We start from the raw sequence: 16,583 nt of genomic DNA, 5'->3' as shown, positions 1-16,583 counted from the left end.
TTATGGATTGTTCCACCGCGCCGCTGCTGGAAAACGCGCATGCGTTTCTTGTCATGCGGAATCTCTACGCCGCTGCAGGGCGGCAGCTCACCTTGAAGTTTGAGGTTCTGAACAGTGAATTCAACGTGCTGTATGCACGCAACCCCATCCACCATATCGAGAGCCGCGTAAAATCCCCCGAGAGCATCGCGGCAAAGCTCCTGAAGAAGGGCCTGCCCCTGACGCTGGAGTCCGCCATGCAGAATGTCAACGATATTGCGGGCGTGCGCGTCGTGTGCAGCTACATCGACGACGTCTACCGCGTGGCGGAGATGGTCGAGCGCCAGCAGGATCTGGAGATCGTCAAGCGGCAGGACTATATCAAAACGCCGAACTACAATGGCTACCGCTCCCTGCATCTGGACCTGCGCGTGCCGGTCTACCTTTCGGACCGGACAGAGCAGGTGCTGGCGGAGGTTCAGATCCGTACCATCGCCATGGACTTCTGGGCCAGTCTGGAGCACGATATCCGCTACAAGGCTGACCGCAGCCGCCTGCCCGCGGGGATCAATGAAGAAATGCTTGCCTGTGCCGGGAAGATAGCCGAAATCGACCGGCAGATGCAGGACATGTATCAGCGCATCAAGGCCGCTGAGGCTGCACCGGACGCAGCCCCGGCCGAGACAATAACAAATCAATAACAGGAGACGATCATCATGGCAAAAACCACAAAATACGCCGGCACGCAGACGGAAAAGAACCTGCAGGCCGCCTTCGCAGGCGAATCGCAGGCCCGCAGCAAATACACCTTCTTTGCCTCCGTAGCAAAGAAGCAGGGCTACGAGCAGATCGCGGCGCTGTTCCTGAAGACGGCGGACAACGAGAAGGAGCACGCCAAGCTGTGGTTCAAGGAGCTGGCCGGCATCGGTAGCACGGCCGAGAACCTCGCAGCGGCCGCAGAGGGCGAGAACTACGAGTGGACGGACATGTATGCAGGCTTTGCCAAAACGGCCGAGGCAGAGGGCTTCCCGGAGCTGGCAGCCCGCTTCCGCATGGTCGGTGAGGTTGAGCGCCATCATGAGGAGCGCTATCGCGCCCTGCTTCACAATGTGGAAACCGGCGCTGTCTTCGCCAAGAGCGAGGTCAAGATCTGGGAGTGCCGAAACTGTGGCCACATCGTTGTCGGCACGGCCGCTCCGGAGGTCTGCCCCGTGTGCAATCATCCGCAGAGCTATTTTGAGCTCCACGCCGAGAATTATTGAGACAGAAAAATCGCTCCGCAGGAGGCCGGTACAGCCACCTGCGGAGCGTTCTTTTACTTTTCAAAACGATGACGTTTTTTCTGCTTCTTAGCCGGAGCCAGGTCGAGCTTGGCGACGCGCTTATCGAAGATGACGCGGAAGAAGCGCATCACGGTCGGGCAGGCCAGCAGGAGCGTGACGAGGATGAGGGCCGAGCTGGCATTGAGCGCCGGGAGGTCGAAGAACGCCGGGATGACGAGCAGACTGAACAGCATCGCCGCCGTCATGGCAGCCAGCACAGCGAGGCGCAGGCGCGTGAACGGGACGGAGACATGATACAGCGTAACGAGGCCGACGGCGGACATGACCCAGACGCAGATCGTGTTGAGCTGCTCATTGCTCAGGCCGAACGTCGAGGTAAAGAACCCGGCCAGCAGCACGATCGTCAGGTTCGTCAGGCCGCCCGGCATGGCCCGCCGAATGACGTTGCGCATGAATTTGCCCTCCACGCGCGCGTAATTCGGCTCCAGCGCGAGGAAAAACGACGGGATGCCGATGGTAAACGTGCTGATGAGCGACAGCTGGATAGGCAGCAGCGGATAGGGCATGTCGATGAACAGCAGCAGGAGCGTCAGCGCGAACGAGAAGATATTCTTCACGAGGAACAGCGAGGCCGCGCGCTGGATGTTATTGATGACGCGGCGGCCCTCCGCCACAATGGCGGGCATCGCGCTGAACTGCGAATTGAGCAGCACGATCTGCGCCACCTGCGAGGCGGCCTGACTGCCGGAGGCCATGGCGATTCCGCAGTTGGCATCCTTCAGCGCCAGCACGTCATTGACGCCATCGCCCGTCATGGCGACCGTATGGCCCTGCTTCTGGAAGGCGCGGACAAGATAGCGCTTCTGCTCCGGCGTGACGCGGCCGAAGACGGTGTAATACTTGACAGCCTCCTCGAAGTCCTGCTCCGTGGAGAGGGTCATTGCATCGACATAACGATCGGCATTTTCAATGCCGGCACGGGCTGCGACCTGCGCGACCGTGATCGGGTTATCGCCCGAGATAACACGGACAGACACCCCCTGACTGGCAAAATAGCGGAACGTCTCCTGCGCGTCGGGGCGCAGCAGGTTTGACAGGAAGACAAGTGCAATGGGCGCGACGTGAGCGCTCTGCAGCGGGCCGTCGTCAAAGGCCGTGTCATAGGCCGCGAGCAGCAGCACACGGCAGCCGCGCTCGGACCACGGCTCCGCCTCACTTCGGATGGAATCATAGCGGTCGCCCATGATGAATTCCGGCGCGCCGACCACATAGCGGCCATTTTCACCGAAATCGGCGCCCGACCACTTTGTGGAGGACGAGAAGGCCATGCGCTTGACGGCGCGCCAAGTCGTCTCGCCCGCGAACTGTTGGCCCATGGCGCGGGCCGTCTCGTTATCCGGCTCTTCGCCGTGGTAGAACGCTGCGAGAATTTTCTCGATATCGTCGTAGCTGAAGCGCTCGGAGTTCAGCGGATAGACGTCCGTGACCTCCATGGTCGGCTCCGTGATCGTGCCGGTCTTATCCACGCAGAGCACGTCCACATGGGCAAGCGTTTCGATGCAGTTCATATCCTGCACGAGCACGCGCTTGCGCGAGAGCTTCAGGCAGCTGGCCGCGATGGCGACGCTCGTCAGCAGGTAAAGGCCCTCCGGGATCATGCCGATCAGGGCAGAGACCGTGGATTCCACGGAGTCGCGCAGCGGCAGGCCCTGGAACACGGACAGGAAATGACGCAGGAACAGGATGATGCCGAGCGGGATGAGCGCGATGCCGACAACCGTGATGAGCTTTGTCAGGGAGAGCATCATCTCGGACTTTGTAGAGCGGACATTGCGCCGCGCCTCGGCCGCCAGCTTTGCCGCATAGCTCTCCGAGCCGACATGCGTCAGCTGCACGCGGGCGCGGCCGGAGATCACAAAGCTGCCGGACTTCAGCGTGTCGCCCGGATTTTTCAGAATGGCATCGGCCTCGCCAGTCAGCAGAGACTCATTGACCTGCAGCTGTCCGTCACGCACGACGGCATCCGCGCAGATCTGGTCGCCCGCCGCAAATTCCACGATGTCATCGCGGACAAGCTGATCCGTCCGCACGGAGACGCGCTGGCCGGAGCGGATGGCCTTCGCCGTTCCCGCCGCGACGAGCGTCAGCTTATCGACGGCGCGCTTAGCGCGGATCTCCTGAAAGCTGCCGACGACTGTGTTAGCCACAGCGACGAGCAGAAACATCAGATTCTTGAACGAGCCGACAAGGCACAGGCACAGCGCCAGCACCAGGAAGATCAGATTGAAGAACGTCAGGACGTTCTCCTTGATGATCTGCCCCTCGGACTTCGTATTGGACGGCGGCATAATGTTGCTCAGGCCGTTGCTCTGCCGGAGCTTGGTCTCCTGCGGAGAAAGGCCCTCTGCCGGGTCTGCCTGCAGCATCGGGATCTGGCGATAGACGCGCGGATGCGGCTGCTTGGATTTTTGTTTCATAACAGTCCCTCAAATCAGCATTTTCTCCGGTCATTATAGCACAGCTCCCGTGAAAAAGCACCCAGTCCGACAGAAATTCACAAAAAAATCACATTCCGCGTTCCCATTCGTTTTCCGAAGAAAAAATGAAAGTTTTGCTTGCATTCTGCACGGTTTTGTGGTAAACTAATCAAGTCTGTGAATGGGCGGTCCTCTGCGGTGATGTCAACACTTGCACGAACGCCTAATAAATGAGGAGGACAAACATTATGGATCTGATGAAGGCTCTGACCAGCCAGTACATGAAGGAAGAACTGCCGCAGATGAATGTCGGCGACACCGTTCGCGTTCATGTGAAAATCAAGGAAGGCGCTCGTGAGAGAGTGCAGGTGTTCGAGGGAACGATCATTGCCCGCAAGCATGGCGGCATTGAGGAGTCCATCACCGTCCGCCGCCTGAGCTACGGCGTCGGCTGCGAGAAGGTTTTCCCCGTTCATTCTCCGAGCATCGTGAAGGTCGAGACCGTTCGCCGCGGCAAGGTCCGCCGTGCGAAGCTCTACTACCTCCGCAACCGTCTCGGCAAGGCCGCCAAGGTCAAGGAGAAGGTCTGAGTTTATCCGCAAAAACCTCTTCCGGGTCTCCGGGAGAGGTTTTTTGTATCGTTTCAGGATATGCCGATAGGTATGCTGCCCAGCAAGAATATGGACTTGCCGCTCGGGAATACAGTGGCAGGGGGTGGTTTCTTATGCTGGCCGTATGGCTCATCATCAGCAGCATGCTGTATTCCCTGCGCCTGTCGAACGGCGGTTCCTTTCCGAAGCCGCTGACGGCGCGGGAGGAGCGGGAGTATCTCGAGCGCGCCGCACAGGGCGATCTGGAGGCGCGCAATGTGCTCATCGAGCGCAATCTTCGCCTCGTGGCGCACATTATGAAGAAATACTACACGCAGACCTCCGATCAGGAGGACCTGATCTCCATCGGCACCATTGGACTCATCAAGGGCATCTCGACTTTCGACCCGAAAAAGGGCGCGCGCCTCGCAACATATGCGGCAAGGTGTGTTGAAAATGCAATACATCCACCGGGGCGTCATTTCCCCTTCCGACTCACAAAACGGGACCGCTGCGCAAGCAGCGATCCCGTTTTTTAAGTTTCAGAAAGCGCAGCCAGCATGGCATCCAGCAGCGCAGCCTGCTCCTCCGGCGTCGGTGCCAGCTCAGGCAGCAGTTCCTCAAGCAGAGCGGCATGCACCTGCGCCACGCGGCGCGCCAGAAGCGCCTCCGGCTGGTCCGGCCGGAGCACGCGAATGCGAAGCTCCCCTTCCATACGATCCCCCCCGCGGGCATCCTATGCCGGGGCGGCGGGGCTTATTCCGGCAGCTTCGCGACGAGCTCCTCGAGCGCCTCGCCGAGCGCCTCTTCAAACGTCGGGTGCGGGCGCATGGCTGCCAGCAGCTGGCGGGCCGTCATGCCGTTGGCAATGGCCTGACTGAGCTGGCCGATCATATCGGTCGCATGCTCGCACATGAGCTGCGCGCCGAGCAGCACGCCGGTCTGCGCGTGGGCGACGACCTTCATAAAGCTGCGGCCGGTGCCTGCGATCATGGTGCGGGCGTTGGCAAAAAGCGTGCACTTGCCGACCTTGACCGGGATGTCGCGCGCCTTGCCGTCGGCCTCGGTCAGGCCGACGGAGGCGATCTCCGGGCGGCAATAGACGCAGCCGGGGACGAGGTCCAGCCGGACGCTCGGCGTGCGGCCCGCAAGCCGCTCCACGCAAGCCGTTCCCTGCGCCGCCGCGACGTGGGCCAGCTGCACCGGGGACGAAACATCGCCGATGGCATAGATGCCGGGAATGCTCGTCTGCCCGTTTTCATCCGTATGGATGCGGCGGCCGTCCGTCTCCGGCTGGAGGCCGTCTGCGAACAGGCCCTTCCAGTTCGGGCTGCGGCCGAAGGCCGAGAGCACGGCCTCGCCCGTGACGAAGTCCTCCTTGCCGCGGGTGGTAAAGTGGACGGTCAGACCGTCCTCGCCCTGCTCGACGCGCTGGACCATGGAGTTGGCAAACACGCGCACGCCCTGCTTCTTGAGCAGCTGTGCAAGATTCTGACCGAGCTCGCGGTCCATGCCGGGCAGCAGGCGGTCAAGGCCCTCGATCACGGTGACCTCGCAGCCGAGGTCGCTGTAGAACGTGGCAAATTCCACGCCGATGACGCCGCCGCCCATGATGACGATGGAGCGGTAGAGGCGGTCCGTTCCCTTAAGCAGCTCGTCCGAGGTCATGGCAAGCTCCAGGCCGGGAATGGGCGGGCGGGCCGGAACGGAGCCGGTGGCGATGAGGATATGATCCGCCGTGACGGTCCCGGCATCCTGCCCGGTGATCTCGACGCAGCCGGGAGCTGTGATGCGGGCGCGGCCGCGCAGTAGCGTGACCTTCGCGCTGCGGAACAGGCCCTCGATGCCGCTGCTGAGCGTCTGCGAAATTTCGTCCTTGTGGCGGTACAGCGCCGGAAGGTCGAGGCTCGCGCCATCTGCGCAGATGCCCGCGCAGTGGTGCGCATCGCTCCAGACCTGCGAGGCGTGCAGCAGAGCCTTCGTCGGCACACAGCCGCGGTTCAGGCAGGTGCCGCCGCACTCGCGGTCCTCAATAACAGCCGTATGCAGGCCAAGCTTCGCGGCGCGCAGCGCGGCGGTATAGCCGCCGGGGCCCGCGCCGATGACGATGAGTTGATAGTCTGCCATAGGCACTCCTTTCAAATTTCCTGCTCGCCGAGCAGGGCGCACAGGTCGTCCGCGATCTGACAGCAGGCGGGCACCTCGCGCACGCGGCCGCACAGGTCCGCCACGCGGAAGCGGCAGCCGCGCAGGGCCTCCGCCAGCGGCGCGGCAAACTCCGCGTCCATCGAATCGGTGTAGACGGCCGCATCGCGGCAGACGCCCTCCTCGACCTGCAGCTCCAGCGTGATCTCGCCCCAGGGGTAGCGCGCCCCGCAGGAGAAGGGGAACGGCTGCGCTCTGCCGTAGATCCAGTCATAGGAGGCAAAGCGCATGCGGCGGGCCTCGATCTCCGAGGCATCGAGCTGCGATTCCGTGATCGTGGTGACCGGCAGACCGTAGACATCCGCAAACGCCTGCGCCATGGCCTGCTGCATCTGCGAAATGCGCAGACCCGGATGCAGCTCGGACAGGTTCACAACGCGCGACGGCACGGACGCGACGCCCTTGCTCTGCAGCTTGCGCTGCGACGGCGTCAGGTATTTGCCGAGGTTGGCCATATCGACCGAGACGAGCAGCGTGCCGTTGTGGAACGAGCAGCCGTTGTGGTGATAGAACGAATTGCCGGAGAATTTCCGCCCGGCGGCCAGAATGTCGTTGCGCCCGGAGAAGCTCGCCTCGATGCCGAGGGAGCGGCAGGCCTCGACGATCACACGCTGCTGCCGGTGCAGATCGTACTCCGCCGTGGGCAGGCTGAACGTGAAATTCAGATTTCCCATATCGTGATACACAGCGCCGCCGCCGGAGAGGCGGCGGGAGAGCTTCCCGCCGTCCTGCTCCAGAAGCGCCGTGCGGCACTCCTGCCAGGCATTCTGATTCCGGCCGATGACCACGGTATGGCGGTTCTGCCACAGATAGAGGATGCAGGTATCCGCCGGGACCGTATCGGTCAGGTATTGCTCCAGCGCGAGGTTATGATACGGATCGGTGTTGTCCGTGCAGAGGTACAGCAGCTTCCGGATCATGCGCGCGTCCACCTCAGGATGGGATTGCGGGCAGCCTGCACCTCATCCGGACGGCCGATCTGCGCATGATGCGGCGCAGCGTGCATGTATTCCGGGTCCTTGTGGCCAAGCTCATAGAGCTTGCGGAAAATTTCCGCCGCCTCGTCGAGCGTTTCCCGACTCTCCGTCTCCGTCGGCTCGAGCATGAGGGCCTCATGCACGATGAGCGGGAAGTACATTGTGGGCGGATGCATGCCATAGTCGATGAGCGTCTTGGCGACATCCAGCGCGGAGACGCCGGTCTCCTTCTTGAACTCGCTCAGATCGAGAACGAATTCATGCATGCAGATGCGGTCAAACGCCGGGCGGAACGTGCCCGCCATGCGGCGCATGAGATAGTTCGCGTTCAGAACGGCATTCTGTGCCGCCTCGGGAACGCCCTCGCGTCCGAGCGTGAGCAGATAGGCCAGTGCGCGCACCACGACGAGGAAGTTGCCCGCAAACGCGCGCACCTGGATGTGGCCCACGCCGTCCAGCGTGACGGAGTGCGGCAGATAGGGCTTCAGGAAGTCCTTGCAGCCGACCGCGCCCGCGCCGGGGCCGCCGCCGCCGTGCGGCGTGGAGAACGTCTTGTGCAGGTTCAGGTGGATGCAGTCAAAGCCCATGTCGCCGGGGCGCACAACGCCCATGACGGCGTTCAGATTCGCGCCGTCATAGTAGCACAGGCCGCCCGCCTCGTGGACAAGACGCGTGATCTCCAGAATGTTTTCGTCAAAAATGCCGACGGTGTTCGGGTTCGTCAGCATCAGTCCGGCGGTGTCGTCGCCGAGCACGGCCTTGAGCGCCTCGAGATCGACGCAGCCGTTCGGCGCGGACGGGATATTCACGACCTGATAGCCGCACATGGCAGCTGTAGCCGGGTTCGTGCCATGCGCGGAGTCCGGAACGATGATCTTCGTGCGCTTCTTGTCGCCGCGGGCATCGTGATACTGCTTGATGAGCAGAACGCCCGTGAACTCGCCGTGCGCACCGGCTGCGGGCTGGAACGTCATGCCGTCCATGCCCGTGATTTCGCACAGATACTGCTGCGCAAGCTCCAGCACACGACGGCAGCCCTGCACCGTGTGGGCGGGGGCCAGCGGATGGATGCCCGTAAAGCCGGGCAGCGCGGCCATTTCCTCGTTGATCCGGGGATTATACTTCATGGTGCAGGAGCCGAGCGGATAGAAGCCGCAGTTCACGCCGTGGACGTGGTGGTTCAGTTCCGTATAGTGGCGGCTGAGGTCCTGCTCGCTCAGCTCCGGCAGAACGGGAGCCTCCGCGCGGCGCAGGGACTCCGGCAGCGGTGTCTCCTCGACGTCACACGCCGGGAGGATGCTGCAGCGGCGGCCGGGAACGCTTCGCTCAAAGATCAGCTTCATTTGCTCAGCACCTCCTTCACGATGGCGATGGTGCGGTCCAGCGCTTCGCGCGGGACCTTCTCCGTGGCGCACCACAGGATGCCGCCCTCCAGCGGAAGACCGCCGAGGATATCGGCCTGCTCCAGCGCAGCAAGGATCTCGTCCTGCTTCGGCAGATCCGTGACGAACTCATGGAAGAATTCGCCGGAATAGCGCAGCGTCACGCCCTCGATGGCCGCAAGGCCGCGGGCAAGATAGTGCGCCTTGGCCATGCTCTGGCGCGCAGCCTCGGCAAGGCCCTCCGGACCCATGGCGGAGAGATAAACGCCCGCCGTCAGCGCGCACAGCGCCTCATTCGAGCAGATGTTGCTGCTGGCCTTCTCGCGGCGGATGTGCTGCTCGCGCGCCTGCAGCGACAGGACAAAGCAGCGCTCGCCGTGCGAATCGACCGTCTGGCCGACGATGCGGCCCGGCAGCTTGCGCATGTGCTTCGACGTGGAGGCCATAAAACCGAGATACGGGCCGCCCCAGCCGAGGGGCATACCGAGCGGCTGGCCCTCGCCGACTGCGATATCCGCGCCGCATTCCTTCGGCGTCTTCAGGATGCCGAGGGCGATGGGGTTGCAGCTGAGGATATACAGCGCGCCCGCTGCATGGATGATCTCACCGAGTGCCTCGGCATCCTCGAGCTGGCCGAAGAAGTTCGGCTGCTGGACGCACACACCGGAGACGTCTCCGGCCGTCAGAAGCTCGCGCAGGGCGTCCGGATCGGTCTTTCCGTCCTTGACGGGGATGACGCGCAGCTCGTCGCCCGTGCCGTAGCAGTAGGTACGGACGGTGTTGATAACGTCGGGATGGGCCGCGCCGGAGATCAGCGTCACGCGGCGCTTACGGTCGCGGCACATGGCTGCTGCCTCGGCGGCGGCTGTCGCGCCGTCATAGACGGACGCATTGGAGACATCCATGCCCGTCAGCTCGCAGATCATGGTCTGATATTCAAAGATGGACTGGAGGATGCCCTGGCTCAGCTCCGCCTGATAGGGCGTGTAGGCCGTCAGGAACTCCTCTTTTGCCGGGATATACTTCACGATGGAGGGGATGTAGTGGTCATAGGCTCCGGCGCCGCGGAGAATGGTGGAAAACACCTTGTTCTCCCCTGCCAGCTCCGTCATGGTCCGCCACACCTCCAGCTCGCTCATGCCGGACGGCAGATCAAGCGGCCGGTCCAGATACATGGACGCGGGCACATCGCCGTAGAGCTCGCGGAAGTCGTGCAGGCCGATGGCCCGCAGCATCTCCTGCCGCTCTTCGGGGGTGTTGGGAACATAGCTGCCCATGTCAGCCCTCCTGCGCGCAGAAGGCCTCGTAGGCGGCGGCATCCAGCAGCTCTTCCGTATCGGTCACCTGCTCGACCTTGATGAGCCAGTTGCCGTATGGATCGCTGTTCAGCAGCTCGGGATGGTCCAGCAGCTCCTCGTTGACCTCGAGCACCACGCCGGTGACCGGGCTGACGAGATCGCTGACGGCCTTGACGGACTCGACATCGCCGAAGGCCTCTTCTGCCGTGACCTCGTCACCGACGCCGGGCAGATTCACAAACACGACGTCGCCCAGCGCATCCTGCGCGAAGTCGGAAATGCCGACGACCGTGACGTCGCCCTCGGTCTTCACCCACTCGTGGGACTTCGTGTACTGCAGCTCAACAGGATAATTCATGGTAGTTCCTCCCAGATAAATTTTTCAGTATTTTTCATGTCGGTTTTCCGCCCCGCTTCCGCGGGGCGGACTTTGTTGATCTCAGAAGCCGATCTCTCCGGCGAAGCGATCGAGCGCGGCGTTGAACTCCGCGTCGTTGAAGCAGTAGTGCATCTTCGTGAAGCGGCTGCGCAGGCGGACGACATCCTCCGAGATGTCCTTGCCGCGCAGGATGCAGTCTGCCATCAGGGAAGCCAGCTCGTCGAACTCCGCCGGGCCGAAGCCGAAGCGCGTCATCTCGCTGACGCCCATACGCAGCGCGCCGCTGGCGGTGAAGCCCTCTTCCTCCGGCGTGGCCTGATAGTTCACGATGATGTTGTTCTCCTCGAGCCGTTCTGCGACCTCGGGGCCGGTGCCGTAGCCGACGGAGACGATGACCTGATGCGTTTCGGTGTAGTCGATGGCGGGATCGCCCTGCACATCGAGGCCCTGCGCCTTGAGCGCGCGGGCGAAGTGCTTTGCATTGGCGATGATGGCGCTCTGATAGGCATCCTTGAAGTGGTTCATCTCATAGGCGGCCATCAGCATGCCGAGCTGCGTGCCGAGGTGGTGGTTCGAGACGCTGCCCGGGAACGTGCGGCTCTCAATGGCCTCCCACAGGCCCCACTTGAGGTCCTCGCGCTGATAATTCACGCCGATGACGCCGCGCTGCGGGCCGAAGAACGTCTTGTGCGTCGAGCCGGTAACGATCTCCGCGCCGTCCGCGAACGGGTTCTGGAAGTGGTCGCCGATGAGGCCGAGCACATGGGCCATATCGTACATGATCGTCGTGGGGATGTTCTGCGCATCGACAAAGGCGCGGATCTCTGCGACCGGCTCGCGGTGCAGGACCATGCTCTTGCCGAAGATGATGAGCTCGGGGCGATACTCGTCGATGAGCTTCTTCGTGCCCTCGACGTCGATCTTGTAGATGTTGTCGCGGCATACCGGGAAGTTCACGACGGCCGTGCGCTCCGTCTTCGGATCGACGGCAACGTAATCGCGCAGCGCGCCCATGGGCTGGGCCGACAGGTGGCCGCCCTTGATGATGTGGTTGTTCATGACATAGCCGAGGCGCTGCGGCGTGTGCTTGCGGTCGAGGCGGTTCTTCCAGTCCATGAGGGCGGAGAACGTGGCCATATTGCTCATCTGGCCGCTGACGACGCGCGTTTCGACCTGCGCACAGCCGAGGTACAGGCGCATCTGCTCGACGAGCAGGCGCTCGACCTCGTCGATGAACTTCGTGCCCTGATAATAGAAGATATCCTTGTCATAGAACGACAGGACCTTCTTGTGCTCGGCATAGCGGCAGCTGGGGTCGCTGGCGCTGAGCATCTGCACGGCGTGGCTCGGCGTATTCTCGGACGGAATGAGGTTGATGCACTGTTTCTGGCGCCACAAGTGGTTCTCCTCGGCCTTCTTCAGCAGCTCGAAGGCCTTGCCGGGCAGGTTCTCGAGAGAGCCGACGGGATCCTTCTCCTCCGGGCGATACAGCAGCGGACGCGCGAACGGCGGCGCGCTGACGCTCATATGGTTCGCGGGAATGACGGCCTTGAGCCGCTTGCCGCGGATATCGACCTCCACGGTGTCATCCGTGAGGATGTCGCTGTCGATGTAGCACAGGCCGATGGCGCGCTTGGCCGTCTCGTCGGTGATGACGGTCTGCAGGCCCTCGCCCTCGGCGACGTAATACGGAACCATCGTGCCGCTCGTCACCCAGCCGACCTGCTTCTCACCACGGTAGACGGGCATACCGGCGCGCATGACGCCGCGGTCGAGCAGCGTGATGGGCTGGATGCGGCGCGGCAGCACAGACAGATCGCTGAAGTCGCGGTTCATGATGCGCTTGAAGGCGGCAAACTGCTGCTCGAGCGGCTTGCGGCCGATAAAGTCGCCCTTCTGGGGCGCAAAGCTGACGGCAAACTTGGCCAGCGGCACGGCGAAGATCGGCATCTCGTTCCCGGCGGGATCAAGGCCCATCTCATGGCCGTACAGCGGCAGAGCAGCCTCGAGGCGGAGCGTGTCGCGCGCGCCGAGACCGGCGGGCTTTGCGCCGAGCTCCACAAGGCGGTTCCACAGCCAGGCAGCGTCCTCGCTGCGGCAGTAAACTTCAAAGCCGAGCGGCTCGCCCGTGTAGCCCGTCTTGGCCACGCGGACCAGACGGCCCTCGAGCGTGACGGTGCCGAGCGCGTTCTTCATCGGCTCGGTGAGCTGCACGCCGCCGGAGAGCGTCATGAGGATGTCCTTGCACTTCGGGCCCTGCACGGCAATGGCCGCCCAGTCCTTCGTGATCTCCGTCATGGTACAGTTATAGTTCTTCATTGCCTCGCGCAGGTGCGCAAGGTCCTTTTCCGTGTTCGCCGCATTTACGACAAGCAGGAACCGTTCCTCTTCAAAGCGGTAGAGATAGGCGTCGTCGACGGCGGAGCCGTTCTCGGTGGGGATGATGCAGTACTGCGCCATGTTGAGGTCCAGACTCTCGACGTTGCTGCTGAGCACATGCTGCAGAAAGGCAACGCGGTCCGGGCCCTCGACGAGCACGCGGCCCATATGGGAGACGTCAAAGAGGCTGCAGGCATGGCGGGTATACAGGTGCTCCGCCACAATGCCGCTGGGGTACTGGATGGGCATCTCCCATCCGCCGAAATCCACCATAGAGGCGCCTGCCGCTACATGGACGTCATAGAGCTGGGTGCGCTTGAGTTCGCTCATTACTGGGTTCCTCCTTTATGATTTCGCCGCGTTCTGCGGCCGCCGGATATGAAAAAAGACACAAAGCCCCATGGCTTCGTGCCTCAGCTTGTCAAAATGTCCCTTCGGGGCTTTTCGCCAAGCTGCATTCAGAATTGCAAAATAAAATTTTGTAGTAATATTTTGCAATTCTGCCGCTGCGGCGGGTGATCAAACGCGAAAGGACACCCTGACGGTTTCCTTTCACACTTTTCTTCCCTCCGAAGCTTTTGGCTTGGCAGGTTTTTTGACAGTCTGAGACACACGGCCCCTTGGCTTCGTGCCTCCGTCCATTACCTGAGAGATTCCCCGCCGTTTCCGGCAGGTTGCACCTTCGGCGTGCGGCTGCCGCCGCACTCTTCGGAGTGTCGTCATCGCCCGACCCTTTTGCCTGAGAGCTTCTGCATTCCCCTTCGGCGCCGCGCAGCGCGCGGTCTCTCCCGGACCAATCATCCGACACTTATTCAGTTCCGGTGTTATCCCGGCGCGGTCCTTCCCGCGCCCTACTTACAATACCATTTTCTACACGGTTTTGTCAACAATTATTCCAAAATTTTTCCGGATTTTGTTTGCATTGTACAAAGATGTCTGCCGCTGCCGGGCATAAATTCCAGCCGGGCGGCATTTACTTTCCTGCCTCCTTATGCTATCATGAAGGAGAGCACATCACATAGCAGGGTGGTGCTGCCATTGCACGAACAAGGCATTGCGATCTACTCCCGAAAATCCCGCTTCACCGGCAAGGGTGAAAGCGTGGGCAACCAGATCGAGCTATGCCGCCAGTATCTCCGCGCGCACGAGCCGGACGCGCCGGAGCCGGAAATTTTTGAAGATGACGGCTTCTCCGGCGGGGACCTGAACCGCCCCGCCTTCCGGCGGATGATGCGCGCGGCCGAGGCCGGGCGCTTCCGTATGCTCATCGTCTACCGGCTCGACCGGATCAGCCGCAGCATCGGAGACTTCACCGCCCTCATCGAGCGGCTGGCGCAGCTGAACGTGGCGTTCGTTTCCATTCGGGAGCAGTTCGACACGTCCACGCCCATGGGCCGGGCCATGATGTACATTGCATCCGTCTTCTCGCAGCTTGAGCGCGAGACCATTGCCGAGCGCATCCGTGACAACCTCCGTGAGCTGGCCAAGACCGGCCGCTGGCTCGGCGGCATCACGCCGACCGGCTTTGCCTCGGAGGCCGTGCAGGCCGTCACCATCGACGGGCGAACAAAGCGTGCCTGCCGCCTGCGGCTTCTTCCGGAGGAGGCGGAGACCGTCAAGGCCATGTACAGCCTGTTCGCACGCCTCGGCTCTCTGACAGCCGTTGTAAAGGGACTGCAGGAGCGCGGTATTACCACAAAAAACGGCAACGCGTTCACGCGCCACGCCGTGCGCGATATCCTGCACAACCCGGTCTATGCGCGGGCGGATGCGGATATGCTTGTCTGGCTCCGGGCGGCAGGCACGGAGCTCTCCGCTGCGCAGGAAGAATTTGACGGGCGGCACGGCGTCCTTGCCTATCACCGCACGGATCAGTCCCGCGGCCGCACCGCCGTCGCCCTGCCGCCGGAGGCCTGGATCGTCGCGGTTGGGCAGCACCCCGGCCTCATCCCCGGCTCACAGTGGGCCGCCGTGCAGGAGCGGCTCCGGCGGACGGACTGCCGCACGCCGCGTACGGAGCACGAGACGCCCGCCCTGTTAGCCGGTCTGCTGCAGTGCCGCTGCGGCAGACCGATGTATGCCAAATACCGCCGCGCGGCAGACGGCGAGCGCTTTTCCTATGTCTGTCGTGCGAAATCGACCGGCGGACGGGAACAATGCAGCTGCCCGAACGTCCCTGGCACTGCAGCAGACGCCGCCGTGCGTGCCATGCTCTGCGCCCTGCCGGAGGACCATGCCGCGCTGGCGGCCGCACTCCGGGGGCTGCGGCGCGGCCTGCCTGAATCCTCCCCTGCGCCGCCGGACCGTATCCCTCTCGTGCTCCGCGATTGCCTGGACACCATCCGCCGGACGCAGCGCGTCCTTGAGGCCCTGACGGAGCAACTCCGCTGGGACGGCGAAACGCTGTGCGTGACGCTCCGCCGGGTGGATTGCAAATGAGATCCTCATGTACTTCCGCGGGCAGCGGAAGAGCGCGTCAGACGTTTCGCTCTCGGAATGCATCGAGACCGGGCGGGATGGCAACGCGCTGTCGCTGATGGACGTGATCTGCTCGGAGGAGGATCTGTTCGAGCAGCTGTCCGAAAAAGAGATCTACGGCAGGCTCCACGCCGCCGTGAACACCTGCCTGACCCCGCGCGAGCAGCGCATCATTCTGCTGCGCTACGGGCTGGGCAACCGCAAGCCGCTGACACAGCGGGAGATCGCCGTGCAGTGCGGCATCAGCCGCAGCTACGTCAGCCGCATCGAAAAACGCGCCCTGCAGAAGCTGGAGGACGCACTGACAAAAGAAACCTGAAGGGAACGATCACAAATGCATCCATGGAAACATTTCTGTACCATCACGCACCACCGCTGGAAGGTGCGCAGTCACTGCTTCCGCGTCGGGCTGTATTGGCGCGGCCTGACGCACGACCTGTCCAAATACTCCCCCACAGAGTTCTGGACCGGCGCGAAATACTATCAGGGGACGCGCAGCCCGAACTCCTATGAGCGCGAGCTCTATGGCTACTCCGCCGCATGGATGCACCACAAGGGCCGCAACCGCCACCACTACGAATACTGGACGGACATCGACCCGAAGACGAAGGTCTACCGCGCCGTGCCGATGCCGCGCAAATTCTTTGTGGAGATGGTCATGGACCGCATCGCTGCCTGCAAGATCTACCACGGCAGCGCCTACACGGACGCCGATGCCCTCAACTATCTCGTCCACGCCGAGGAGGTCCGCGATGGCTCGATGATGCACCCGGACACGCGCCGCGAGCTTCTCTATGTGCTGACCATGCTGCGCGACCGCGGCGAAAAGGAGACGTTCCGCTTCCTGCGCGAGGTCGTGCTGGCCGGGAAGCCGTTTGCCGTTCCTGCGCAGTGACAAAAATGCAGGAATCATTTCCTTTTCTGCCCGCAGGCCGATCCGGTCGGAAGTTGACAATAATGAAGGGCAAAACTGCCATCCACAGGAGTTATTCACATTCTGCACAAGGTTGTGCACAGCAGGACCCCTGATTTAGCGGGCTTTCGCGGGGATTTCGGGCAGTTGTGCACAGGCCTGTAAAAACGCCTCTGCACAGCAGTGCCATGTTCCGGAGTTGACATAACCCCGTTTGTGACAAAAATTTACAGACAGGTAACA

General features: G+C 62.5%; 15 protein-coding genes and 1 riboswitch. Of the genes, 7 read left to right on the top strand and 8 right to left on the bottom strand.

Features of this window, described 5'->3' with window-relative positions; translation table 11 throughout:
- Window positions 1–2: 2 nt before the first annotated feature.
- Together ACMKFF_RS03205 and rbr are read left to right on the top strand one after the other, a co-directional pair.
- Window positions 3–680 carry a GTP pyrophosphokinase gene (locus tag ACMKFF_RS03205; RefSeq protein WP_349136599.1) on the top strand — a complete coding sequence of 226 codons (678 nt, stop codon included), beginning with the start codon at window positions 3–5 and terminating at the stop codon, window positions 678–680.
- A 15-nt stretch (window positions 681–695) separates the two neighbouring features.
- Window positions 696–1,241 carry a rubrerythrin gene (gene rbr, locus ACMKFF_RS03200; RefSeq protein ID WP_419496013.1) on the top strand — a complete coding sequence of 182 codons (546 nt, stop codon included), beginning with the start codon at window positions 696–698 and terminating at the stop codon, window positions 1,239–1,241.
- Window positions 1,242–1,294: 53 nt separating this feature from the next.
- On the opposite strand, the gene ACMKFF_RS03195 is transcribed toward rbr, so the two are convergent.
- Window positions 1,295–3,739, bottom strand: coding sequence for a cation-translocating P-type ATPase (locus tag ACMKFF_RS03195; RefSeq protein ID WP_419496012.1), 2,445 nt, complete (start codon window positions 3,737–3,739; stop codon window positions 1,295–1,297).
- Between the two features lie 248 nt (window positions 3,740–3,987).
- Here ACMKFF_RS03195 and rplS point away from each other — a divergent pair, with 248 nt between their 5' ends.
- Window positions 3,988–4,329: a 50S ribosomal protein L19 gene (gene rplS / locus ACMKFF_RS03190; protein ID WP_349136596.1), complete on the top strand. Its 342-nt coding sequence runs from the start codon at window positions 3,988–3,990 to the stop codon at window positions 4,327–4,329.
- Between the two features lie 134 nt (window positions 4,330–4,463).
- Window positions 4,464–4,868: a sigma-70 family RNA polymerase sigma factor gene (locus ACMKFF_RS03185; RefSeq protein ID WP_419496011.1), complete on the top strand. Its 405-nt coding sequence runs from the start codon at window positions 4,464–4,466 to the stop codon at window positions 4,866–4,868.
- On the opposite strand, the gene ACMKFF_RS03180 is transcribed toward ACMKFF_RS03185, so the two are convergent.
- From ACMKFF_RS03180 to gcvT, 7 genes are all read right to left on the bottom strand, one after another.
- Window positions 4,865–5,044: a hypothetical protein gene (locus tag ACMKFF_RS03180; protein WP_419496010.1), complete on the bottom strand. Its 180-nt coding sequence runs from the start codon at window positions 5,042–5,044 to the stop codon at window positions 4,865–4,867. The genes ACMKFF_RS03185 and ACMKFF_RS03180 overlap by 4 nt on opposite strands.
- Before the next feature lie 41 nt (window positions 5,045–5,085).
- The gene (gene lpdA / locus ACMKFF_RS03175) at window positions 5,086–6,456 is read right to left on the bottom strand and encodes a dihydrolipoyl dehydrogenase (protein ID WP_419496009.1); all 1,371 of its coding nucleotides are present in this window, start codon (window positions 6,454–6,456) and stop codon (window positions 5,086–5,088) included.
- Between the two features lie 11 nt (window positions 6,457–6,467).
- Window positions 6,468–7,454 (bottom strand): lipoate--protein ligase, encoded by a 987-nt coding sequence (locus tag ACMKFF_RS03170; protein ID WP_417323813.1) that lies wholly within the window; start codon window positions 7,452–7,454, stop codon window positions 6,468–6,470.
- On the bottom strand, window positions 7,451–8,854 hold the full coding sequence (gcvPB, locus tag ACMKFF_RS03165; RefSeq protein ID WP_419496008.1) for an aminomethyl-transferring glycine dehydrogenase subunit GcvPB: 1,404 nt from the start codon (window positions 8,852–8,854) through the stop codon (window positions 7,451–7,453). Before gcvPB ends, ACMKFF_RS03170 begins: the two co-directional genes overlap by 4 nt.
- Window positions 8,851–10,170, bottom strand: coding sequence for an aminomethyl-transferring glycine dehydrogenase subunit GcvPA (gcvPA, locus tag ACMKFF_RS03160; protein ID WP_419496007.1), 1,320 nt, complete (start codon window positions 10,168–10,170; stop codon window positions 8,851–8,853). The genes gcvPB and gcvPA overlap by 4 nt, the downstream gene beginning before the upstream one ends.
- Before the next feature lies 1 nt (window position 10,171).
- On the bottom strand, window positions 10,172–10,549 hold the full coding sequence (gene gcvH, locus ACMKFF_RS03155) for a glycine cleavage system protein GcvH (RefSeq protein WP_349136590.1): 378 nt from the start codon (window positions 10,547–10,549) through the stop codon (window positions 10,172–10,174).
- A gap of 81 nt (window positions 10,550–10,630) precedes the next feature.
- Entirely contained in the window at window positions 10,631–13,279 is a 2,649-nt protein-coding gene (gene gcvT, locus ACMKFF_RS03150) for a glycine cleavage system aminomethyltransferase GcvT (protein WP_419496006.1), read from the bottom strand.
- Window positions 13,280–13,666: 387 nt separating this feature from the next.
- Window positions 13,667–13,750: riboswitch (glycine riboswitch) on the bottom strand.
- A 237-nt stretch (window positions 13,751–13,987) separates the two neighbouring features.
- Here gcvT and ACMKFF_RS03145 point away from each other — a divergent pair.
- Genes ACMKFF_RS03145 through ACMKFF_RS03135 form a run of 3 tightly spaced genes read left to right on the top strand, consistent with a single transcriptional unit; the run spans window position 13,988 to window position 16,322 of the window.
- On the top strand, window positions 13,988–15,388 hold the full coding sequence (locus ACMKFF_RS03145; RefSeq protein WP_419496005.1) for a recombinase family protein: 1,401 nt from the start codon (window positions 13,988–13,990) through the stop codon (window positions 15,386–15,388).
- Between the two features lie 7 nt (window positions 15,389–15,395).
- Window positions 15,396–15,746, top strand: coding sequence for a sigma-70 family RNA polymerase sigma factor (locus ACMKFF_RS03140; protein WP_349136587.1), 351 nt, complete (start codon window positions 15,396–15,398; stop codon window positions 15,744–15,746).
- Between the two features lie 15 nt (window positions 15,747–15,761).
- A complete protein-coding gene (locus ACMKFF_RS03135) occupies window positions 15,762–16,322 on the top strand; it encodes a DUF5662 family protein (protein WP_419496004.1) in 561 nt (186 codons plus the stop codon).
- The last annotated feature ends 261 nt before the right edge of the window (window positions 16,323–16,583 follow it).

Source organism: Faecousia sp. (assembly GCF_048519415.1).
Taxonomy (GTDB): domain Bacteria; phylum Bacillota; class Clostridia; order Oscillospirales; family Oscillospiraceae; genus JAZOXB01.
Note: the sequence above shows the minus strand (reverse complement) of the source record. Positions and strands in the feature narration are given on the sequence as shown.

What these genes read in the sequence shown, in the direction of transcription:
- gcvPA (WP_419496007.1), bottom strand. Translation starts at nt 10,170, where the DNA reads ATGGGCAGCTATGTTCCCAACACCCCCGAAGAGCGGCAGGAGATGCTG.
- ACMKFF_RS03180 (WP_419496010.1), bottom strand. Translation starts at nt 5,044, where the DNA reads ATGGAAGGGGAGCTTCGCATTCGCGTGCTCCGGCCGGACCAGCCGGAG.
- ACMKFF_RS03195 (WP_419496012.1), bottom strand. Translation starts at nt 3,739, where the DNA reads ATGAAACAAAAATCCAAGCAGCCGCATCCGCGCGTCTATCGCCAGATC.
- ACMKFF_RS03135 (WP_419496004.1), top strand. Translation starts at nt 15,762, where the DNA reads ATGCATCCATGGAAACATTTCTGTACCATCACGCACCACCGCTGGAAG.
- ACMKFF_RS03185 (WP_419496011.1), top strand. Translation starts at nt 4,464, where the DNA reads ATGCTGGCCGTATGGCTCATCATCAGCAGCATGCTGTATTCCCTGCGC.
- gcvH (WP_349136590.1), bottom strand. Translation starts at nt 10,549, where the DNA reads ATGAATTATCCTGTTGAGCTGCAGTACACGAAGTCCCACGAGTGGGTG.
- rplS (WP_349136596.1), top strand. Translation starts at nt 3,988, where the DNA reads ATGGATCTGATGAAGGCTCTGACCAGCCAGTACATGAAGGAAGAACTG.
- gcvT (WP_419496006.1), bottom strand. Translation starts at nt 13,279, where the DNA reads ATGAGCGAACTCAAGCGCACCCAGCTCTATGACGTCCATGTAGCGGCA.
- rbr (WP_419496013.1), top strand. Translation starts at nt 696, where the DNA reads ATGGCAAAAACCACAAAATACGCCGGCACGCAGACGGAAAAGAACCTG.
- ACMKFF_RS03170 (WP_417323813.1), bottom strand. Translation starts at nt 7,454, where the DNA reads ATGATCCGGAAGCTGCTGTACCTCTGCACGGACAACACCGATCCGTAT.
- lpdA (WP_419496009.1), bottom strand. Translation starts at nt 6,456, where the DNA reads ATGGCAGACTATCAACTCATCGTCATCGGCGCGGGCCCCGGCGGCTAT.
- ACMKFF_RS03205 (WP_349136599.1), top strand. Translation starts at nt 3, where the DNA reads ATGGATTGTTCCACCGCGCCGCTGCTGGAAAACGCGCATGCGTTTCTT.
- ACMKFF_RS03140 (WP_349136587.1), top strand. Translation starts at nt 15,396, where the DNA reads ATGTACTTCCGCGGGCAGCGGAAGAGCGCGTCAGACGTTTCGCTCTCG.
- gcvPB (WP_419496008.1), bottom strand. Translation starts at nt 8,854, where the DNA reads ATGAAGCTGATCTTTGAGCGAAGCGTTCCCGGCCGCCGCTGCAGCATC.